The following is a 19,006-nucleotide window of genomic DNA, read 5'->3' on the forward strand; positions in this document are numbered from 1 at the left end:
AGAGCCCCCGCACACCCTCGGGCTGAGGATGGCGGGGGCTTCTTCTAGGCGCTCTTGATGACCAGGTTGTCGATGCCTCGGTTGTTGTAGGCGGCGAACGCGCCGTGCGTGGTGACGGTCTGGTTCAGCGCGTCCGTAATCGTGCCGACAAGCGTTCCGTCCACTTTGGCTGTGATCGTTGAACCGGACAGTTCAACGCGGAGCCGCTGGCCGTCCGCCGCTGCCAGGGTGAGTGTGGCGACGACGGCGAACGTTGCTACGCCGGTCCGCTTGCGTACCTGCCACGCGCCGCCGTTGTTCTCCAGGGTGAAGCCCGAGTTGCCGCTGATGTGCCGGAACGCGAGCCCGACAGCGCCTGCTGCGCCGCCGCTGAAGACCTTGACGTTCGCTTCGATCACGCAGTTGGAGACTCCTGCGTCTACGAGCGCCGTGCAACCGGAGCCGGGAGCGCCGACCGTGACGAACCGGAGGGCGTTGCTGTTCACGTCCACGGTGCCGCCGTCCACCGAGTAGGCTTTGGCGCCTGATTCGGTGGTGCCAATGGCGCCGTCTGCCCGCGTGTAGGTGTCGGATGCGTAGGTAGTGAACGTAGCGAGCGCGGTCGATCCGGGCGAGAGCGCCGGCCGCAGCTTCTCAGCGATGATCCCGGCGATGTAGTCGTGCCCGTCCTGCGTGAGGTGGGTGTTGTCCGAACCGAGGAACCTTGCCCGGTTGCCGTCGTTCAGCCAGCCGTCATCCACGCCGTTGATGATCGTGTAGACATTGGTGGATTCCTGGGCGGCTTCGGTCACGGCGCGTCGGTTAGCTACCTGCACGGCGCTGGTCTGCTGCGTGGTGGTGGTCGGCTGCGGGACGATGACGTGGTGCCGGACGGTGGGGAGCGCGGCTGTAACGTAGGCGAAAGCTGCCTTGGCTGCCGCCTTGATCGCCGCCTCCGTGGACGTGCCATCGTTGATCGAGCCGAACCATACAACGTCGGTGGGTTTCGCGGCGATGATCGGATCAAGCCTGCGGGTGTCCCCGAAGTCCTGCGTCCAGCCATCAGCTCCGGGGCCGGTGTTGACGTACCCGGTGCCGCCCTGCCCTGCGAGCATCGGTTCAGGGATGCCCAGGAGGCTGCCGAGCTGTGACGCCCAGGTGTTCATGGCAGGGGTTTCCAGCGCGCCGCCCACCCACGAATCACCGGGTACCACCATGCGGACTGGCGCGACAGCCTGCGTTGCCGGGGAGATGCCGCCCGTTGCGGTGTAGGCGATGGCCTGCCAGTACACTTCCTTACCGGAAATCTTGACCCGGTGAGGGCCGTCCGTTGGGAAGGTCAGGTAAACCCATGTCGTGTAGAGGACTGCGGCGCCGGGGATGGGGGTTCCCTTGCGGACGGTGACGAGCTTCCCCTCAACATGGAGGCGGACTGTCGAATCGGCGGACTGGCAGTAAACCTTGACGGCCACAGCGGTTCCCCACACGTTGAACTCCATGCCGAGCTGCCCGGTCGCCAGGTTGGTCTTGATGCCGTTCGGGTCCGTAGCGGGAACACCTCCGCGCCAGGACACCGGCGAGGACGGGGTGAGCGTTACCTGAGTGCCGCCCGCGATCGGCTGCGTTGTGCTGAATGTGACCGCGCTGGGCAGTTCGGGCTGGGGCAGGAACGCCGCCCGCATCCCAGCGGCGGTGGGGCCATACGTGGCAGATAGTTCCGCTCGGGTTGGTGGTTTGGGGTCGAGGATTCCCATGCTGTTTCTCCTAGCTCAGAACTATGGCGGGCTGGTTGGTGATGTTGCCGTTGGTGTCGCGGGTGACGGGCGGCTGCGTGTACGTTTGGGTGCCGTGGGTGAGGGTGTAGGAGTCGATGGAGCCGGGGAACGCGGTTGATGCGGTGCCGGTGTAGACGCCCGTGGTCCCGTCCGGCCATACGACGGCGGCTGATGTGGGCGCGCCGGCCACGTAGGTGATCGTGCCGGTGAACATGGCTTCGGGGGTGCGTGCGTCGTTCAGGCGGGTATCTATCGCGCCCGTCCGCCCGTTGATGCTCGTCACGGCGGCGACTGGTGCGAGGGTTGGCATCGCAGCAGGCCCGGACGGGATCAACGACAGGTCAACTTCCGTCTGCCCGGACGGCAGCTGAAACGTTGTCAGGGGCAGGTGCCGTTTGTCGCTGGACTTCTCGAACCTGACACGGGCCGTGTAGTGCCAGTTGGTGAAGGCGTTGCCAGCCTCATCCTGAAACCCTGCCTGGTCCGTGTGGGGCAACAGGACTTGCGCGGGTGTGCCGTCCGCTGGCTCAACTGTTTCGATGAAGTCCGCCAAGGGTGTGCCGGTCGCCGTGTGGATCAACCGCACCGAGGGCGTAACCTCAAGACTGACTTTCGCTTGCCCGCCCCCAAACGTGACAGGCGCTTTCTTAAACACAAGGCATGTAGTAACGCCTGCCGGTAGAACCATGATGCTCCTTCAAATTGGACGAAACTAGAAAACGCTGGGGAACTTAACCGGTCGATTGTTGTCCTAGCGGGCGAGGCAGCGTTTCACGAACGCAACACCGTCTGCCGGTCGTTGGGACGAACCATGCAGGTGTCCCATGCCGTGATTGAACACGGCAACCTCAGCCGCCGTGCCGGTGACCTTAGCCGCGAACGGGTCCGCGTGACTGACCTCCGGGACGGTTGTATCCGCAGTTGATGCGGTGAGGTTCCACCCAACCGCGCCATAGCTGGCCGTGCTGACCAGCATGGGATCATGGCCGGCACTCTTGGTCGGGTAGTCGCTGACCTGTTCAGCCGAGGCGTGTGCCTTGGTCAAAGCCGTGACGGCAACTGAGGTTCCCGTGCTCGCCCCGGTGGTGGTCACGATTTCGGCGTTTGCTGTCCCGTTGCCGACGAGCAACTGAGTGCCAACCGTGGGGAAGCTTGCCGTTGTCGGGATGGACGTTGCGCCCACGGTCGTCGCGCCACTGAGCGTGCCGCGGGTGATCCCGTAGGCCGTATCAATGCCCGCGGTGTACGCCGCATTGGCGTACATGTTGGCAAGGTTCAGCACACCATCCTGGAGCAGGACGCCCTTGATGTTCGGGACCGTGGCGTTGGCGACCGCGAGGGACGACACGAGCCCGCCCATGGAGCCGCCCCACATGACCGTCTTGGTGACAGTCCGGAGCGCGTTGATGCTCGCGTACAGGTCGGCCGTGTCTGCCAGCGCCTGGTTGCTTCCCCAGTTCTCTCCATGTAGGTTTGACGCCGCCACGATCCAGCCCTCATTCACAAAGGCCCGCACATAGTGGTAGGCCCAGTATCCGGGATCAACAAGGGCGGTGCCGCCTGATGGGTGGGAGTAGATCATCAGCGGCGCCGGGCCCGTGCCCGATGGCATCCAGTACCGGATGGCCTGGCCGTTCGATGAGGTGGTATCGAGGTACGTTACGCCATCCTGCGCTGCCGGGAGTACGGCTGGCACGGTGTGCTTGGCGGCGAGGGTGCGCGTCACGTCGAGGATCCGGCCCGGAGTGAGGCGGTCGTTGCAGACGATGACTTCCGCGATGTCCACGCCGTTGGCGTTCAGGGTGCCGTCGTTCTTCGCGCCGAGGTTGAGGAACTGGAAGCCGTCTGAGCCTTGCGCTTGGGATGCCAGCGCGGACACGAGGTAGCCGTCCACGTAGAAGCTGCAACTAGTGGAATCGAACACCGCCGCGAGGACGTGCCACTGGTCATCCGCGAGGTTCGGTCCGCCGCCGGCTGCTGATACGTTCGCCGCCATCTGCCCGTAGCTGCGCGGGGTTGAGTTGACGAACATGCGGTGCCGGTTTGAGTTCAGGTTGCCGGCAATGAGGTTGCGTTCTGCGCCGGTACCTACGGTGGAGGATACGCGGGCCACGATGATGATGGTGTTCGGCTGGGTGTAGGGCGCAGATTGTCCCCATGACGCGGAACCGAAGGTGCTGCTTCGGAGCCAGGATGTGGCGCCGAAGCTATAGTAGGAGCGTCCGCCGGTTTTGCGGAGCGTTGCGGCGTTGGTCAGAGCTGGTGCCTGCGCGTCGTTGCTGTAGCCGGACTGGTCCCGCCAGCGCATCTTGCTTTCACCGTCAACACCCGTGGCCTGCGTCGCGTCGAACCATGCCACACACTTGGGTAGGTCGCGGGGGGCGTTGAAGGAATCAAGCCGACGCCCGGCGGCATCTTTCATGTACCCCACTACGGAGTCACCACCCTAATGTTGTCGATGTCGGTCCCGTCAGCGGTCAAGGTAATCTCCACGTGCTTGCCAATTACTGGCGTGCCGTCAAAGTTTTTGAAGGTGACATAAGTGGCAGATAGTGCCGCGCTGGTTCCGCTGGTGGTGTCGTTGATCTTCCCGACGAGTGCGGCGTCAAGGTCGGACGGCTGCACCGGGTCCGGGTCGGTGTATTCCTCAACGGTGTCGCCGGTAACGATAATCGGGGGACGGTTCGTGACGTTACCCGTCGCAGCGTCACGGGTAATCGCGGGCTGCGTGTACGTGACAGTTGTGCCGTTGACTACCCGCGTGACCGTGTACGCGCTGACACTGCCGGGGAAGTTGACTGACGGGGTGCCAGAGTAGTTGCCGTCGTTACCATCAGGCCACTTCACAACAGCCGAAGTAGGTGCCCCGTTCGCGTCATACTGAACCGCGCCAGCAAACAGCGACTCCGGATCCCGCGCCAGGGCAACAAGCGCCGCAGACAGGTCAGATTCAAGGCTGTTCAACCTCTTCGCAGACAAAGGCGTATTGCCTAGTACCCCGTCCGCCCAGTTACGTTTTGCCACTCGCGTCACTCCTGACTATTAATTCATCAACCGTTTGGCTACACTCAGTGCATGGAAACAAAATCAGCAATTGGTGGGGGCCTCGCTGCGTTGGCAGCAGTAGGGATTGCTTTCGCGGGGTTCGCCGTCGCTAACGCAGACACCACGCCCGCACCCGCACCGTCCAGCACCGTTACTACCGTGGCCCCCGCGCCGACTCAGGAGCCCGCGCCCGTCGTTGTGACGCCCGCGCCGGAACCGTCCACCAGCCCGGCCGCAGTACCCGCCGCCGTCGCCCCCGCACCAGCACCAGTACAGGAGCCCGTCTACGTGGCAGAAGAACCCGCACCCGCACCCGCGCCTGTCTACGTCGCGCCCGCCCCAGCCCCCGTCGTCGTGGCACCGGCTCCTGCGCCTGCACCGGAGCCTACGCAGGCTGGCGTTACCTACCAGATCCTGCCTCCAGGAGCGACTGCTTCAAGCCCCGAACAAGGCACCGTCATCAACGGGCCTGCCATGTCCACGGGCAACGGCAAGCGCTAACGCAAGAACAACACGGTCGCGTTCAGGTTCATCACAGCCGATGAACCTGACGCGGCCCACGTCCCCGAATTACTAGAGGCCTTGCCGGTGAGCGGAAACGTACCGCCCGCCAGTCCCTCAACAAGCAACGCCACCGTGTTAGACAGCGACACCTCAGCGCCCGAGGCGGCGGTGCCGTTCGATGACCAGCCTGGAGAAATCCCGTTGATGTTGGCACCAAGGAACGCGCTGTCGGTTGCGCCCGAGTTGTTCAGCATGTTCATGGTTGCGGTCAGGTTCACTAGCGCACGGGTATAGCCCGCAGGAACGGGTACGTCGATTCGCAATTTCTCAACATTCGGCCCGCTCGTGATTGAGATGTTCTGAATGTCGGCGTGATATGCGCCCGGAACGATGGGGTCCGACAGCGCGTCATTGTTGACGATGCCTGCCGGCAAATCAAGCGTGCCGCCGATGTGAACATTCCCGGTAAAGTCAGCGTTGCCCGTCACATTCAAGGTGCCGCTGACAGTTTCGGCGCCTTGAACATCCATTGATCCCTCAACGACAATGCCGTCAGGTACTGCGCGGATGCCTGCGGGTCCGAGCTGGTTCGCTGACCGGAGTTCCTGCACTGCCCGCTCTAGGTCTTTGATCCGTCGAATCATGGCGTCTTCGCTGGGAAATTGGCTACCGGCTTGCCCTGGTTGTGCCATCAGATGCCGCCTTCTATGTTGGTTACGTCGATGAGTGGTGTCACTGTGGTGTCGGTGAGTTCCCAGCCGACGCAGCGGGCGGTACCAACGAGTCCGCCGGGGAACTCTGGCGCGTCGATACTGAATCCGATGTCGTCACCGATGAACCAGTCACGCCCAAGCTTCGGTGCCTCTTCCCGGTTCGCCGTCAACGTGAGCGCAAGGGATCCGTCTTTCATTGCGGCGAGTGCGCGTTGAGCATGTTCGGTGAGGGTGTTTACGTCCGTGATGCTGGTTGATGGGGTCCACCTGTACTCAAACCGTGGGCGCTGGTCGCCGTTGTTGGTTTGGTGCGGTGATTGAGGGCGGGCATCCTCAGTACCGGAACTGACGGCCATGACATCGTTAGCGCCCTCGTCCGCCCCATAGCCCTCCACCAGTTCAGCGTCAGTCACGGATCCGGGGAGGTAGAACTGTGCGTTAGGGTTCAGGCCAGCCGGCGGGGGTGAACCGATGCGGTCACCAACGGTCAGCACAAGCCCTAGCCGGCGCTCGTCCACCCATTCCCACGTAACAGTCCATTCAGGCCCGCCAAGGACGCCTGACAGGTCAGTGAGGACCGAGTACAGGGTCTTGTCTGACGAGTCCAAGTAGCTGCGTTCCCTGACCGCACCGTTGCCGCCAACAACCTGCACACGCAACGGCAGACCACGCAACAGCCCATAACCATTCTGCACGTACTCCTGAACCAACAGCTTGACCATGTTGTTCTGCCCGGTCGTCGTGCCCCACGTCCCAACATAGATGCGGTCCATGTAACCCTCAGCCGTGACGAGGGACATCTTCACACCATTGCCGGGAACACGGTTACGCCGAACCACCATGCCGCCCCAGAGTGGTAGGCCGCGGGGCTCGTTCGGTTCCGGCTCAGACAACGCCACCAAGAACGTAGCGCCGGGCCGTGTCGCGTTCATCCAGTTCGGCGGGGGGGCATCATCAGACGCCGGGTCCCAGGTTGGCAGCGAGGCCGTCTGCGACTCGTACCGCATGAGAGTCGCCTTCAAAGCGCCGTCCACCTTCAGGGTGGGCAGGTCCGTGATGACGCTCCCATCGTTAGCGTTTACTGCCAGCCATGAGAGCGCCATCGGACCACCTAAATTTGTGCGGGAGGTATTATCACTCTTGACACGAGTGCTAGACCTAGAATGTTACGCAAACTATTTTTGTGTGACGGTTAGACGCCGGTCTGGTTGATGCGCCTCGACACCTGTTCGGCGGTCACTTCCGGGTCTACCGTCGAGTACACGTTGACCACCGGGGCGACGGGGGCGTTAGGCGTGTTCGGCAGCGCCAGCCCGGCAGCGCCAACACCGAGGACCGCCGTAACCACGTTCACCACCAGCGGGATAGCCTCGCCAGGAACCAGTCGGAAGAACTGCAACAGCGGTATCGCCGCCAGGACGATGCCGTAAATGTATGCGCGGACCTTCGGGTCACGGATGCTCACTTGGCAGACACCTTGATAGTCGTGGCGTCCAGCTTCTTCACGAACTCGTCATAGGCTGCCTGGGCGACGTTCGCGGCGTCCTGCGGCTGAGCGGCCTTCACCGCGTCCACGATTGCGCCCGCAGCCTCAGCGAGGGTCCGGCGGGTAGCGGCGTGCTGGAAATCCGATGCCCCAGCAAGGACCGCCAACGTGGTGCCGGTGCCCGTGTCCTGACCGGTTACCGGGTCAAAATACGGGACAGGCCGGGTGTGGATGCGCCTAGCGATTTCCTCCAGTACGTCGTCCCGCTTCAGTACGTTAGCCAAGTCCTCGATCGATGCCATGATGTCCTCTTCTATTACGGTGGTGCTTTGCAGTTGGATAGTTCCGCCAGCCAGCGCCTCGGCTGTGTAGCGGAAGAAAAGAGCCCAGTCGAAAGCGGCCCCGGGATCCGTGCGGGCTATGCCGGAATCACCGTGAGCGCAGAAGCCAGGAACCCTTGCGCGGGCCTGAGCACCAGTGATCCGAACCAGCGGAACCGTAACGCCCTTACCGGCCATGTACTGCACAAAGTCAGCGGCGCACGCGGCCAGGTTCCGGTACACCCGGTCACGACGGTCAGCGGGCATCGTCAGCCAGTCAGACGTGCGCAGGGCTGCGCTGATACCAACAGCCCAGTTGTTCGTCTCCGTGTCCTGCCACGCCTCGTACTCCCACGGCAACATGTCGAGGATCGAATCCGAGTCAACGAGCCGGTGATACGAACCCCAGTCGGCCCGGTTCGCAATCATGTTCGCGCAACCCTCAGCCGACGTATCCTCACCAACATTGTCAGCCGCGCACTCGGCAGTGTGAACAATGATCGTCCCCGACAACTGCGCCCCACCACGCCGCGGATAACCCCACTGCTGGGTGCCAGGATTGTAGTCAAGCAAATAGCTCATGATGCGTCCTCTTCGTCCTTCTGATCCAGGTAGGACTGAATCACCTTCGGGATCTTCGGCGCCGGCGGGCCAAGGCCCTGCTCAATGTGCATGTTCAGCCGAAGAATGTGGGGGATGTAAACAAGGTCCCGCGCCTCAAACCCGTTCATCCGCGCACGCAGCGAGGCGAGTTCCTGCTGCATTTGGTCTATTAGCGCGTTTTCAGGCTTGCCCTTATGCTGGATCTTCGCCACCAAGAAAGCGGTCATGACACTAGCTACCGGCAGGATCACGTATGGGCCGACGACGGCCCAGTCAATCGTTATCACGCGGCCTCCCGGCAGGAGTGACGGCCCGCAACATGTCCTGCAACGCTGTCACCTTCAGTAGGAAGCCAAGGATGAACGCCGCCGGCCCAAGCCAGCCGATAGCGGAGGACACGAGCGAGAAATCAGTGAACCGTGTTACGCCCCAGATAATCAGGTAGCTGACACCCCAAACCCCGGCGATACCCACAAGTAGGGACAGCCCGTGCCTCGTGTGCCGGTTCACCATGTCCGCGATGCACAAGGTAGCGACCATGCCCCATGCCGCACCCCAGAACCCCAACAGGTGCCCGTCAGCAGTGATAACCGCCTGCGCGCCAGACAGCGACTCGGGCCGGACGGTGCTGTAGTAGATAGAACGTGTGAGCGCGTACAGGATCCCGGCGCTCAGGGTGATATTTCGACCGATCATTACCCGTCTTCGGGCGCTTATATCACGCAACTGAGATTCCCCTTCTGGGGTAGTCTGTGTTTCACCCATGCGGGCGATGCCTCCTAGATAGGCTGTTCGTGTGGGTAGTGCGGCGACGGGGCCGTAATCCCCGCCGCCGCACGTCAAAACTTAAGCGGCAGTCCAGTGAGCCGTGGCTGTCACCTTCGTCGGCGTGCCCATCGAAACAGCACCAGTCACACCGGCCATGTCCACACCGCCGTCCATCTTGACCTTCACCAAGATCGAACCGACCCCGTTGAACTCGTACCCGCCAGTAGTCAAAACGTTGTCAGTCGGACGCCACCCAGCAGGGATCAGACCAGCGAAAATCGCTGTCCAAGCCCCAGGGTTCACGTTGAACGCGCCACCACCAACACGCGCCACAATCATGCCCATCGAGACAGACCGGGTACCGTCATCGTTCCAATACCGGGTCAGGGTCACGTTGTACGCCCACGTCCCATCCGTCGTGGTAGCAAGGGTCCGTTCAGTCCCCAGAGGCTTCCACTCCGTACCATCCCAAACCTGCAACGGGCGCCCGGCAAGGTCACGGCGCTGCGCAATCAAACCGTCAAACAGTGACAGGGCATCACGCTCAGCCTGCGAAAACACCGGCAGAGGCGCACCAGCGGCAGCGTAACGGGCCGTGTTCAGCACAACCGTTGGGGAACCTCCACCAGCCTGCGGGACAGTGATAGTCCCAACCAGGAACGAACGGGCCGGGAGAGTAGGTGCAACAGGGGAAGCCGACGCCGTGCCCGCCAGATAAAGGACCGGCGCCGACGTAGCACCCGAACCGTCACCCGCAGACGAGTCGTTCACCTGAATGTAAACGATGTCCTTACGGGCGTAAGTCGCATCAGCCGCCGTCACCGAACCAGTAACGTTAGCGTCACTGGACCACCCGTACATGCCCTGATGGGTGGATGCACCCGGGTCGATCATCGCCGCGCACGGGCCAAGCGTCCACGTCGTAGAAGTCGCCGTCAGCACAGTAGAAGGCGTGCCAACACGGAAGCCTGACCGGCCACCCAACTGCCGGCCGGAACCGCCACCATGCCCAGCCGCACGAGCCTGCCGCTCCTGCTGCGCTGTAACCGCAACACCATCAGGCGCAAGAAGTGTAATCGTCATATCAGTCTCCTAGGACCATGAAGGCTTCGATGTCACAGTCAGTGACGCGGTAGATGAATAGTTGGCGGCAGAGAACGCAATCACGTTGTCTTCAGGGTCAAGGGAGAACCAGCCGCGGGAAGTGACATAACCAGAACGCGGCGCCTGACCCTGAGCCAGAACCTCGCGCCGGTCCATGTCCACCGTCACGAACTCGCCAGAACCCAACGCAAGGGACGTAGCAAAAGTCAGCGAAGTCTGCTTCCCCTGATGCGTCACCGTCCAACCACCAGCCGGCAGAGGACCATCAATCCGCAACCACGCCGGCGCCTGAGTGTTCCCGGGGTTATTGATCGTCACCTTGCCCGTACCACTAACACCCGTCCAAGTACGCGGCCACGTAGACGGACGGACCAAGCCACCCTCAGAGAACGGGAGGCGAGTAGACGCCGTAACAAGGTCACCGAACTTACGCGGATCCTTCGCCACGATCTGAATGCTGTAACGCGCCACAAGATCAGACAGGTACGTGAACTGAACATCATCCTGCCGCTGCGCCATCACATTCCGCACCCGGCCCTGCTCAGACACAATCATCTGAAACTGACCCAACGAAACAGCCATAGACAACAGATCCGACGCGGCCGACAACATCCCCGCAGCCGGCGCCAAGATCAGGCCCTCAATCGTCATCGTGCGGGGCCTGTAAAAACCCTCAGACGACGTAGCGCCATGGCCCCTAGCGCGCTGCGTCAGGCTCGCAGTCGAAGCCGTGGAACCCCAGCCATCGAACTTGTCCACCGTGAACCGAACACCAGACGGATCCAACATCCCCAACACCAAATCGCCCAACGCAATCCACAAAGGATCCGCAGCGTCAGAACTCAGCGAAGGGTAGAGGGACGGACTGGGATACGTTACGGGACTTGGATAAGGCATCCCAGCCGCCTTCCTCTAGATAGCAAGAGCCGACATCCTCCGGGTAACCGCATGGGAAGTCCCGATAGGATCGTCAACCTGAGTGATATTGATCTGACCGACACTCACACCAGAACCACGGACAGGCTCAGCAGCAGCCACAGACTGACGGGCCGGTGCAGCAGCCGGCGAATACTGGAAGCCAGCCCGCAGCGGTTGCGTATCAGCACCGTTCAACCGGTTCAGATTGTCGTAACCGATAGCCTTCGCAGCAGACGCCTTCAACACGTACTCATCCTTGGACAGCATCACCGGGATAGAGTCAGACGTTGTTGTGCCCGGCCCGTACACGCGGCCACCAGTCGCCATGCCGCCGCGCATTGACCCGTTCTCCCTGCCGCCAATACTGGAACCCATACCGCCCGGATCCTCAATGGTCTTCTTCAAGGTGATGTCATGCGTGTACGCGTAGATGTCCATCGAAACTTGCCGGCCATCCAGGTTGTCAGCCTTGCCCTTAATCCCGTCAAGGGTCGTTGATGCGTGGTCAGCGATCCAGGCATCAATGTTGACGTTCTTAGGGATACCCAGCGCCTTACGCGCCATCGTGTCCGCCGCGTCACCAGTGATACCAAACTGCCCGGCAGCCTTTATAAGGTCCGTGTAGCTCTGACTCAGCGAAGCCTGCAACTGGTCCTGCGCCGCCTTGGACCCCTGCGTAGCGAGGGTTTCCGTAGCCGTCGCCTCGGCAGAAGCAATCGCCGCACTCGCCAAACTATTGAAGGACGACTGGTTAGCGCGCCCGGCCTCGGTGTTAATGTCCAGCGTGGTGCCGTTCTTATTCACCGACTCGGTTACCTTGTCGATAGCATCCTGATAAGCGATGGACGCGCCAGAAGCAGACAGCGACAACAGGCCCGCGTTGAACAGCGATTGCCCGAATTTGTCGATATTAACAATCGCACCCTCAGCACTGAGCCCCACCTCCTCAAGCTGCTTAGCGAGAGCTTCCGTCATCGGCTTAGCATTACCGGCCTTAGTTGTGTATGTTTCCACCGCCGTAGCCGCGCCTGCCATGGATGCTGGAATCTTGCCCATGGCGAAGTCCAGCAGGTCCTGCTCAGACAATGTAACGCCCGCCTGAGTAGCCAAGCCTTGCAGTGCGTCCTTATAGCCAGGCACGGAATCAAGGGCTTCTTTCGCGCCCTTACCGTTCGCCTGAAATTCCTTTGTGAGCGCCTGGAAAGTCTTAGCCGCAGTGTCAGCCGCACCATTCCTTGCAAGGTCACCCATGGACTCACCAAGGCCCCTAAGCCGGTCCTCAAGCTGCCCAATCTCACCCTTCGGCAAGCCAAGCAGGTTAGTGAACCCCTCAAAGAACTTGTTCCCTGAGTCGTTGAATGTCTGGTTACTCAGCCGCTTCACAGCATCAGCCATGTTGTCGATGTTGCTGATCGGCATGTTGGCGAACTTGTCGAACTTCGTAAAGATCGAATCAAGGCCCTTGCCAGCGCCGGCAGCGTCAGACGCCTTAGCTACCTTCAGTATCGCTTGCCCGTAGTCCTCGGCAGTCTTGACGTTCTTCTCACTAAAGACGGCGGCGGCAATTTGCAGACCCACCATCACGGCGGCAGCAGCGCCGGCAGCTTTCGCAACCTTGCCAATGCCCGTAGCGGCACGGGGGGATGCCTCCGCAAGGTCAGACATCGACTGCCGGAACTCCATCACCTTCGGGAGAGCCGACATAAGACCGCCGCCCAACAGCAGCGCGCCACCCGCAAGCCCCGCGATACCAAGCCCGGCGTTCAGTATCGGCGTGGGGATCTTCCCGACAGCGTCAACCATGTCCTCAAGGTTCTGCACAATCCCGCGCAGGGATTCCGAAAGCCCGCCACCGCTCTTGATAAGCAGGGAATCGAACGAGCCGCCGAGCTTTTCAATGTCGCCGGCCAGGTTGTCCTGCTTGATGGACGCCGTAACAGCCGCAAAGCCAGCGTCGTTGACCTTCTCAGTCCAGTCCGCGATACCCTTGCCACCCTGCTCAAACAGGACGTTGGCGGCCCGCACAGCATCAGAGCCGAAGATGATACCCATGGCGGCGTTACGCGCTTCCGGGGTCAGATCCTTCATGGAGGTCTGGAGGTTGTCAGCGAACTTAGACAGGCCAATGAAATGCCCCGACGAGTCGTAAGCGGAGATACCCAGTTCCGCCATCTTCTCCGCAGCCTCTTTAGACTGCGGGGTGAGACGCTGAAGCATGGTCTTCATGGAAGTACCAGCATCGGAACCAGTCAGGCCGGCGGAAGCAAAAGCTGCCAGCCCGCCCGTGGTTTCCTCGATGGTCAGGCCCGTAGACGCGGCAACCAGGCCCGTCTGGTTCAGCGCCATGCCAAGATCCTTGACCGAGCCCTGAGCCTTGCCAGCACCAGCCGCCAGCAGATCCGCAAGGTGGGGGACCTGATCGCCCGACAGCTTGAACTGCGTGAGCGCCGAAGCCGCAATCTCAGCAGCGTCACCAACACCCAGGGACCCAGCCGCAGCGAGGGACAGCGCACCAGTCAGACCGCCACCCAGAATGTCCTTCGTAGAGACGCCAGCCTTCGCCAACTCGTCAATACCCTGCGCTGCTTCCTTCGCGGAGAACGACGTGTCAGCGCCCGCATCAATCGCCGCGGTACGCAGAAGCTCCATGTTCGCGGTCGTCTCATGCGTGGACGCCTGAACCTCGGACATCGCCGAGTCAAACTCCATGAACGACTTCACAGCCAACGCCACACCGGCCAGCAGCGCACCGCCCATAACCATGGACGCCTTGCCAACCCGGTCTAGGTGCTGCTCGTTGTCCTTAGCAAAGGATGCGGTCCTAGACGCGAAATCCTCTGCGGACTTCTGCGCCGTCTTCATCCCCGAAACGAACCCGGAAACCTTGGCCTCAAGGCTGATGCTGATTGACCTATCCGCCATCTAAGGGCCTCCTGTATTCAGTTCTGGAAATGGCCGCTACAATCGCGGGATGGGGACAAGCGAAACAACAACCAAAAAGCCCGCCAAAAAAGGAACCACAGCCAAACAAATCGGCGGGTTCCTCATGGTGTTAGGCGTCATCTTCTCCGTCATCGCAGGATCATTCGGCGCGGTGCCTGCGGTCCTGTTCTTCGGCGGACTCATCACCCTGATAGTCGGCATCGCAATCCGCGACAACGACAACAGCTAGTCGCTCAACTCCGGGGCGATCATCAGCGCCTCATGGTTTGGCTGGCCCTTATACGGTTCGATAGCGATCATTCGCGCCGTCGTAGCGTGGCAGCGGATCGGCAAGCCACCCTTGAACTTCAATTCATTCTCCGGCGCCGTACACACCGACAACGGGCCACCACACAACGGGCACAGGGCGTTACGGTAAGCCTGCAACGCAAGCATGACCGTCTGCTCACCCTCATCCCACTCAGGCTCAGGACGGGACGACACGAGCCGCCCCGCCCCGTCATACTCATACGACGTTGCCGGCTCCCACCCATGGAACCGCTTCAACGAAATACCGAGAGCGTGCGCCGCTTCTACGTCTGATCTGAGTCCTGGATCATCCTGAAGGCGCTGAGCGAAAAAGGGACATCGTTGCGCCCCTTGTTCACACGCAGGGTTGCCAGCACAAAATCCTCGTACTGGGAATCCGTCATGTCGTCAGCGAGCGCATCCCACTCCGTCTTTACGTCGAAGTCCAGCGACTCGCCAGCCTGGTTCTCAACCCCGGCAATGCCCTGCGGAATCGCAACCGTCATAAGTGACTCGACGTTGAACCCGTAGGTCTTATCCAGCATGTTGTCCTCGCGGGGGGCGTGCGCGGCTACCAGTTCGTTCCAGTCGCCCCGCTTCATGCCCCGGATCACGAACTCGACAGTGGATGCCTTCATGGCTTCCTCAATGTCCGTGATCTTCTTGGCAAGTTCCTTCACGGGATCGTTCAGGCGGGCGTCAGCGAGGGACCGATTCCGGGCCGCATTGAACTCAGCTTCCGCCGCCTCATGCTCCGCTTTCAGGTTGCCGTCAAGGCAGAACGCCACCCGAGTCTCAGGGCGCTTGATAGTCAAAGCCATGTTGTCTCCAAAGAAAAATGAGTAGGACGAGTGGGACTTGACCTGTTCGCCCGCGGTCCCACAACACACGGGCGAACAGGGGTATCAAGAAGGATCAGGCAACCGTCGAAACGGCGATCTTCACCTGACCGGTAACGAACAGCTTCTGGCCGGTCTTCAGGACCGAGTTAGCCTCCGGCGGCATGTCGTTGTACTCGCCAGCGGTGATCGGGTAAACCGTCACCTTCTGGCCGACAGCCAGCGCGGTCGAGTACGGCAGGCCGGTACGAACCACAAGGTACTGGGTAGTGCCCGGAACGAGCGTGTCCTTCGCCTTGTTGAACGTCGAAGCGTTCGGGGAGTTGGTGTTGTCGATGTACTCGACTTCCAGGCCACGCTGCGAGCGGCCCTTCTGCTCATACGTCTGAGTCGTGCAAAGACGCTCGTCGTTGATGACCTGCTCAGACAGGGACGGCTTGTAACCGCCGCCAGTCAGGTAGCAGGAGATGTCAACGGCGCCGGCCACGTTCAGCTCAGTGAGCTTCGGGGCGGACGTGTCAGCGATAGCGGGAACGAGCTTGACGAGTACGTTACCGTCCGCCGGTGTCGATGGGATGTCAGCAGCCATTTAGCTTTCCTCTTTCTTGGATGCCCGAATGGGCTGAATGTTGTGTTTCGGGATTCGCGGCCGGTCCACTTCGGGGAAACGGTCGCTCTTGACGGGGGTGAAGATACCCTCACTGATCCGCCAGTCATCGGCCGGGACATCGAACTCGTGCCCGGATTCTTTGTCTTTCACTCGCACAAAAGCCATGGTTGGCCTCCTATGTAGTGGGGGATCCGGTCAGGATCCAGTCGAACGGCTGATACAGAGGGCTCTCGGCAGTGCCTGGGATAGTCACGTCAAGGTCTGGTTGGATCGGCTGCTCATTCGGGACGGACTCGATAGCACCCAGAACCCAACCAGCAACAGCCGGGCGCTTGCCCTCCAAGGCGTCACTGACCTTCTGAGCGATCACCCGCACCGAACTGGCAGTGATACCCACAACGGTCGTCCGGGACCGCAGAACACGGCTCGAAACCGTGCGCGCCATGGAACGCTCAGCCGCGGTCGGGAAGTTCGTCAACACCAGCACATAAGGGAACGACGGGCTACTGGGAACCTTGTCTTTGTAGACCGTGAACCCGGTAAGTAGCGCCTCAAACGCAGACGCCAGCGCATCCCCGGTCATAGTTGACCCGCCCATTTATCCAGCAAGTCAGCGAGCGCACGTTGGAAACGCGGGCCTTCAGAGTTGAGAGGCTGCTCAATGTCGAGCGTGCCGCCACCGCGGCTAGTACCGAAGTACGCCACGTTACCGATGCCTCCACCACGTCGGCTCTTATCGGGCCCGATAACGTACCGCACCTTCCCCGGCAGGTAATGGGAATCGTAAGAGATAGCACTAGCCATGCCCTTGAAGTGCTTAGACCACAGGGCCGAGTACGCCATTTCCTTCTTGATATTCAGGGCACCCTTTTGCACAACCGCGTCAACCTCTTTCAAAGCGTCCCCGGCCACATGCCCTAGATTCACCGCAAGCTGCTTCAACTCCGCGCTGCCATCACTCACGCCGACACCTCTTCCACCCTCACCCGCTGAGCCGTCGCACCCGACTTATGGAACAACTCCACAACCCGATACACCCGCCCCACCAGTTGCGGATCCAGGACCGCGCCCGTCATCGTCACCACATCATTCACAGCGAACGGGCCAGCACTAATCGGCGTATCCCACCGCGTGGACTGCACCGTAAACGAATGCCCACCGGCTGTTGGGTTAGACGACTGCGCGATGGTCTGCTGCACCTTGCACTTGCCCTCATAAATCCGGGACAGGCTCGGGGTAACGGCGCCCGTGTCAGGGTCAGTCACAGGCGCGCCGGGCCGGTCCACCACGCACGAATCGAACATGAGGGCTTCCGCCTTTGCGCGGCCACGCAGGACAGCCGACTCGGCGCTCATACTCCACCCAGGCCCAGAACGTACATGCCATACACCGGAACTTCAGCCCGCGGGGTCAATAGTGCGGCCTCATCCTCGGTTAGGTACATTTCGCCGGACGAAATCGCAGCATCCAACGTCGCCGCGTCCGTATGGTCATCAATGGACTCCGAGCGGACCCGCAGACTCTCCGGATTCTTCAACACCCGGACAATCATCGACGCCATCACGTCCATAACAAGATCCACAGAAACCAGAGGCTCAGTGGCCGGCGGGACAGGCGCCGTGTTCGTCTCAATGTCCGGGAAACGTGCCCTTATCCGGATCCACGCCCGATTAGACAACCCCGGAACCAGCGCGGCTTCCTCGGTAGTAAGAGGGCGCCACACCTTCTCAATGTCAGATTGCTCAACAGTGACCTGCATGGCGCCCTCCTACCCTTCGACTACTACTTGCGCTTCGACTCGCCGGTCTCGATGTTCCGGACCACGCGGACAGTCTCACCGTCAGGGGCAATAACGTCGTACTCTTCAGTACGCGCCTCACCACTCACGACCTCTTCCTCAACCTTCGGGAGGGGTTTGACGGAGTTCACGGTCCCAACCTTCAGCGCCTCAGCGCCGGGGTTAGGGGTTACCGTAGAAGCGAGCTCACTCGGGTCCGTGGTGTCCGCCGGCCCATCGCCGGGTGCGGTCACAGACGGCTTGGTAGTGTCCGTGTCGAGAGTCGTAGTCTCTTCGGTCTTCTTTGAAACAGCCATGATGCTAGTTCCTTCCTGTTTATGCGTTCAGCACGCCGGTCAGGCGAGCTGCTGCCTTACCGCCGAACACACCGAGACCGCAGTAAAACTCGATGCGGGTGCGGTAGACAGGCTGGGACTGGAGCATTCCAAGGTCATCGACCATAACGCCGCCGTTGGTCAGGCCGGTGACAGCCTGGTCGCCTTCACCCTGGCCAAACTTCACGGCGTAGACAGAGGACGTGGTCCCGGATGCGGTGCCCTGAGTTTCGGTCTGCGCCAGGATGGAAGTGCCGGCCAGGTTAGCGCCAGGATCCAGAACAGGAATGCCGTTCCAAGTCACAACGCGCTTGCCGGTCAGGTCTTCCTTCACCAGGTCCACGCCGCCGAGGCGACGGCCTGCGGAACGGATCTTGCTGATGATGGACGAGTTGGCGTAGATGGCTCCGTTGGTGCCGTCAATGCCGGGGACGGCGCCGATGAGGGCGTCCATGGCGTCGAAGAACGCCTGAGCGTCCGTGGACCCATTGCCCAGGACGGGTGCGCCGTTGGTGCCGGCCGCGATGACCTGATTGCCGGTGATGCGCTTCTTCAGACCATCGAAGCCCTTGGTGTCAACGGTCACGTCGCCGTTGAAGAACTTATCCTGGAAGAAGTAGGAAGCGGCCTTGACCTTGAGCGCGGTCTGAGTAGCGCGCTGATCGTTGAGGTTGCCGCGGGTCTGGACAATGAAGCGGTCCACGTCCGCATCGCCACCGAGGATGACCAGAGACTCGGTCTTCTGGTTCACGGTGCCGGTGGACTCAACGTAAGCCTCGTTCACCGAACGGAAAGCAACACCCGGCAGGGTGCCCTCTTCGTTGTAGGCGTAGGCGTTACCCTCAATGTTCATGAGGGGCAGCCGGTCAAGGACAGGGGAGGACTGGACAAAGGTTTCCAGCACGCCGCGCTGAAGGGTGTTCTGCGACAGGGTAGCCGCTTGTGCAAGGGTGACAGCCATTGTGGCCTACCTCTTTCTTTTTGAAATGGCCCGCAGGC

The 19,006-nt window shown here is 61.3% G+C and carries 25 protein-coding genes; 2 read left to right on the forward strand and 23 right to left on the reverse strand.

Annotated features, from left to right (window positions below):
• Positions 1-44: 44 nt before the first annotated feature.
• The 4 genes from Q9R31_RS18345 to Q9R31_RS18360 all read right to left on the reverse strand — a co-directional run bounded on the left by Q9R31_RS18345 (position 45) and on the right by Q9R31_RS18360 (position 4,601).
• The gene (locus Q9R31_RS18345; RefSeq protein ID WP_311264144.1) at positions 45-1,733 is read right to left on the reverse strand and encodes a hypothetical protein; all 1,689 of its coding nucleotides are present in this window, start codon (positions 1,731-1,733) and stop codon (positions 45-47) included.
• Between the two features lie 10 nt (positions 1,734-1,743).
• Positions 1,744-2,340, reverse strand: a complete 597-nt coding sequence (locus Q9R31_RS18350; protein WP_311264145.1) for a hypothetical protein — start codon at positions 2,338-2,340, stop codon at positions 1,744-1,746.
• A 165-nt stretch (positions 2,341-2,505) separates the two neighbouring features.
• Positions 2,506-4,176: a LamG-like jellyroll fold domain-containing protein gene (locus Q9R31_RS18355; protein ID WP_311264238.1), complete on the reverse strand. Its 1,671-nt coding sequence runs from the start codon at positions 4,174-4,176 to the stop codon at positions 2,506-2,508.
• A gap of 8 nt (positions 4,177-4,184) precedes the next feature.
• Positions 4,185-4,601, reverse strand: a complete 417-nt coding sequence (locus Q9R31_RS18360; RefSeq protein ID WP_311264146.1) for a hypothetical protein — start codon at positions 4,599-4,601, stop codon at positions 4,185-4,187.
• 228 nt (positions 4,602-4,829) lie between these two features.
• Here Q9R31_RS18360 and Q9R31_RS18365 point away from each other — a divergent pair, with 228 nt between their 5' ends.
• Positions 4,830-5,300, forward strand: a complete 471-nt coding sequence (locus tag Q9R31_RS18365; protein WP_311264147.1) for a hypothetical protein — start codon at positions 4,830-4,832, stop codon at positions 5,298-5,300.
• Here the strand turns inward: Q9R31_RS18365 and Q9R31_RS18370 are convergent.
• The 9 genes from Q9R31_RS18370 to Q9R31_RS18410 all read right to left on the reverse strand — a co-directional run bounded on the left by Q9R31_RS18370 (position 5,297) and on the right by Q9R31_RS18410 (position 14,137).
• Positions 5,297-5,995 carry a hypothetical protein gene (locus Q9R31_RS18370; RefSeq protein WP_311264148.1) on the reverse strand — a complete coding sequence of 233 codons (699 nt, stop codon included), beginning with the start codon at positions 5,993-5,995 and terminating at the stop codon, positions 5,297-5,299. The two genes, Q9R31_RS18365 and Q9R31_RS18370, sit on opposite strands and share 4 nt — an antisense overlap.
• Entirely contained in the window at positions 5,995-7,119 is a 1,125-nt protein-coding gene (locus Q9R31_RS18375; protein ID WP_311264149.1) for a hypothetical protein, read from the reverse strand. The genes Q9R31_RS18370 and Q9R31_RS18375 overlap by 1 nt, the downstream gene beginning before the upstream one ends.
• A gap of 89 nt (positions 7,120-7,208) precedes the next feature.
• The gene (locus Q9R31_RS18380; protein ID WP_311264150.1) at positions 7,209-7,481 is read right to left on the reverse strand and encodes a hypothetical protein; all 273 of its coding nucleotides are present in this window, start codon (positions 7,479-7,481) and stop codon (positions 7,209-7,211) included.
• Positions 7,478-8,404 (reverse strand): N-acetylmuramoyl-L-alanine amidase, encoded by a 927-nt coding sequence (locus Q9R31_RS18385; RefSeq protein WP_311264151.1) that lies wholly within the window; start codon positions 8,402-8,404, stop codon positions 7,478-7,480. The genes Q9R31_RS18380 and Q9R31_RS18385 overlap by 4 nt, the downstream gene beginning before the upstream one ends.
• Complete coding sequence (locus Q9R31_RS18390) at positions 8,401-8,712, reverse strand: hypothetical protein (RefSeq protein ID WP_311264152.1); 312 nt, start codon at positions 8,710-8,712, stop codon at positions 8,401-8,403. The genes Q9R31_RS18385 and Q9R31_RS18390 overlap by 4 nt, the downstream gene beginning before the upstream one ends.
• Complete coding sequence (locus Q9R31_RS18395; RefSeq protein WP_311264153.1) at positions 8,699-9,190, reverse strand: hypothetical protein; 492 nt, start codon at positions 9,188-9,190, stop codon at positions 8,699-8,701. Before Q9R31_RS18395 ends, Q9R31_RS18390 begins: the two co-directional genes overlap by 14 nt.
• Positions 9,191-9,271: 81 nt before the next feature.
• Positions 9,272-10,276, reverse strand: a complete 1,005-nt coding sequence (locus Q9R31_RS18400; protein ID WP_311264154.1) for a hypothetical protein — start codon at positions 10,274-10,276, stop codon at positions 9,272-9,274.
• Between the two features lie 9 nt (positions 10,277-10,285).
• Positions 10,286-10,948, reverse strand: a complete 663-nt coding sequence (locus Q9R31_RS18405; RefSeq protein WP_311264155.1) for a phage distal tail protein — start codon at positions 10,946-10,948, stop codon at positions 10,286-10,288.
• 261 nt (positions 10,949-11,209) lie between these two features.
• Positions 11,210-14,137: a phage tail tape measure protein gene (locus Q9R31_RS18410; protein WP_311264156.1), complete on the reverse strand. Its 2,928-nt coding sequence runs from the start codon at positions 14,135-14,137 to the stop codon at positions 11,210-11,212.
• Positions 14,138-14,186: 49 nt separating this feature from the next.
• Here Q9R31_RS18410 and Q9R31_RS18415 point away from each other — a divergent pair, with 49 nt between their 5' ends.
• Positions 14,187-14,387, forward strand: coding sequence for a hypothetical protein (locus Q9R31_RS18415; RefSeq protein WP_311264157.1), 201 nt, complete (start codon positions 14,187-14,189; stop codon positions 14,385-14,387).
• Here the strand turns inward: Q9R31_RS18415 and Q9R31_RS18420 are convergent.
• The 10 genes from Q9R31_RS18420 to Q9R31_RS18465 form a co-directional block, all read right to left on the reverse strand.
• Positions 14,384-14,593 (reverse strand): hypothetical protein, encoded by a 210-nt coding sequence (locus tag Q9R31_RS18420; RefSeq protein ID WP_311264158.1) that lies wholly within the window; start codon positions 14,591-14,593, stop codon positions 14,384-14,386. The two genes, Q9R31_RS18415 and Q9R31_RS18420, sit on opposite strands and share 4 nt — an antisense overlap.
• A 137-nt stretch (positions 14,594-14,730) precedes the next feature.
• A complete protein-coding gene (locus Q9R31_RS18425) occupies positions 14,731-15,267 on the reverse strand; it encodes a hypothetical protein (RefSeq protein ID WP_311264159.1) in 537 nt (178 codons plus the stop codon).
• Positions 15,268-15,361: 94 nt separating this feature from the next.
• Positions 15,362-15,874 (reverse strand): hypothetical protein, encoded by a 513-nt coding sequence (locus Q9R31_RS18430; RefSeq protein WP_311264160.1) that lies wholly within the window; start codon positions 15,872-15,874, stop codon positions 15,362-15,364.
• A complete protein-coding gene (locus tag Q9R31_RS18435) occupies positions 15,875-16,060 on the reverse strand; it encodes a hypothetical protein (protein ID WP_311264161.1) in 186 nt (61 codons plus the stop codon).
• Between the two features lie 10 nt (positions 16,061-16,070).
• The gene (locus Q9R31_RS18440) at positions 16,071-16,478 is read right to left on the reverse strand and encodes a hypothetical protein (RefSeq protein ID WP_311264162.1); all 408 of its coding nucleotides are present in this window, start codon (positions 16,476-16,478) and stop codon (positions 16,071-16,073) included.
• On the reverse strand, positions 16,475-16,858 hold the full coding sequence (locus Q9R31_RS18445; protein WP_311264163.1) for a hypothetical protein: 384 nt from the start codon (positions 16,856-16,858) through the stop codon (positions 16,475-16,477). Before Q9R31_RS18445 ends, Q9R31_RS18440 begins: the two co-directional genes overlap by 4 nt.
• Entirely contained in the window at positions 16,855-17,250 is a 396-nt protein-coding gene (locus Q9R31_RS18450; RefSeq protein WP_311264164.1) for a DUF6093 family protein, read from the reverse strand. The genes Q9R31_RS18445 and Q9R31_RS18450 overlap by 4 nt, the downstream gene beginning before the upstream one ends.
• Entirely contained in the window at positions 17,247-17,654 is a 408-nt protein-coding gene (locus tag Q9R31_RS18455; RefSeq protein ID WP_311264165.1) for a hypothetical protein, read from the reverse strand. The genes Q9R31_RS18450 and Q9R31_RS18455 overlap by 4 nt, the downstream gene beginning before the upstream one ends.
• 23 nt (positions 17,655-17,677) lie before the next feature.
• Positions 17,678-17,989 (reverse strand): hypothetical protein, encoded by a 312-nt coding sequence (locus tag Q9R31_RS18460; protein WP_311264166.1) that lies wholly within the window; start codon positions 17,987-17,989, stop codon positions 17,678-17,680.
• 19 nt (positions 17,990-18,008) lie between these two features.
• The gene (locus Q9R31_RS18465) at positions 18,009-18,968 is read right to left on the reverse strand and encodes a major capsid protein (protein WP_311264167.1); all 960 of its coding nucleotides are present in this window, start codon (positions 18,966-18,968) and stop codon (positions 18,009-18,011) included.
• Between the last annotated feature and the right edge of the window lie 38 nt (positions 18,969-19,006).

The organism is Pseudarthrobacter sp. BRE9 (assembly GCF_031844305.1).
Taxonomy (GTDB): Bacteria; Actinomycetota; Actinomycetes; order Actinomycetales; family Micrococcaceae; genus Arthrobacter.

Bases quoted from the DNA above. Each gene is read 5' to 3' on its own strand.
- Q9R31_RS18435 (WP_311264161.1), bottom strand. From the start codon at position 16,060: ATGGCTTTTGTGCGAGTGAAAGACAAAGAATCCGGGCACGAGTTCGAT.
- Q9R31_RS18420 (WP_311264158.1), bottom strand. From the start codon at position 14,593: ATGCTTGCGTTGCAGGCTTACCGTAACGCCCTGTGCCCGTTGTGTGGT.
- Q9R31_RS18375 (WP_311264149.1), bottom strand. From the start codon at position 7,119: ATGGCGCTCTCATGGCTGGCAGTAAACGCTAACGATGGGAGCGTCATC.
- Q9R31_RS18430 (WP_311264160.1), bottom strand. From the start codon at position 15,874: ATGGCTGCTGACATCCCATCGACACCGGCGGACGGTAACGTACTCGTC.
- Q9R31_RS18370 (WP_311264148.1), bottom strand. From the start codon at position 5,995: ATGGCACAACCAGGGCAAGCCGGTAGCCAATTTCCCAGCGAAGACGCC.
- Q9R31_RS18440 (WP_311264162.1), bottom strand. From the start codon at position 16,478: ATGACCGGGGATGCGCTGGCGTCTGCGTTTGAGGCGCTACTTACCGGG.
- Q9R31_RS18425 (WP_311264159.1), bottom strand. From the start codon at position 15,267: ATGGCTTTGACTATCAAGCGCCCTGAGACTCGGGTGGCGTTCTGCCTT.
- Q9R31_RS18465 (WP_311264167.1), bottom strand. From the start codon at position 18,968: ATGGCTGTCACCCTTGCACAAGCGGCTACCCTGTCGCAGAACACCCTT.
- Q9R31_RS18365 (WP_311264147.1), top strand. From the start codon at position 4,830: ATGGAAACAAAATCAGCAATTGGTGGGGGCCTCGCTGCGTTGGCAGCA.
- Q9R31_RS18385 (WP_311264151.1), bottom strand. From the start codon at position 8,404: ATGAGCTATTTGCTTGACTACAATCCTGGCACCCAGCAGTGGGGTTAT.
- Q9R31_RS18450 (WP_311264164.1), bottom strand. From the start codon at position 17,250: ATGAGCGCCGAGTCGGCTGTCCTGCGTGGCCGCGCAAAGGCGGAAGCC.
- Q9R31_RS18460 (WP_311264166.1), bottom strand. From the start codon at position 17,989: ATGGCTGTTTCAAAGAAGACCGAAGAGACTACGACTCTCGACACGGAC.
- Q9R31_RS18345 (WP_311264144.1), bottom strand. From the start codon at position 1,733: ATGGGAATCCTCGACCCCAAACCACCAACCCGAGCGGAACTATCTGCC.
- Q9R31_RS18415 (WP_311264157.1), top strand. From the start codon at position 14,187: ATGGGGACAAGCGAAACAACAACCAAAAAGCCCGCCAAAAAAGGAACC.
- Q9R31_RS18455 (WP_311264165.1), bottom strand. From the start codon at position 17,654: ATGCAGGTCACTGTTGAGCAATCTGACATTGAGAAGGTGTGGCGCCCT.
- Q9R31_RS18395 (WP_311264153.1), bottom strand. From the start codon at position 9,190: ATGGGTGAAACACAGACTACCCCAGAAGGGGAATCTCAGTTGCGTGAT.
- Q9R31_RS18410 (WP_311264156.1), bottom strand. From the start codon at position 14,137: ATGGCGGATAGGTCAATCAGCATCAGCCTTGAGGCCAAGGTTTCCGGG.
- Q9R31_RS18355 (WP_311264238.1), bottom strand. From the start codon at position 4,176: ATGAAAGATGCCGCCGGGCGTCGGCTTGATTCCTTCAACGCCCCCCGC.
- Q9R31_RS18400 (WP_311264154.1), bottom strand. From the start codon at position 10,276: ATGACGATTACACTTCTTGCGCCTGATGGTGTTGCGGTTACAGCGCAG.
- Q9R31_RS18405 (WP_311264155.1), bottom strand. From the start codon at position 10,948: ATGACGATTGAGGGCCTGATCTTGGCGCCGGCTGCGGGGATGTTGTCG.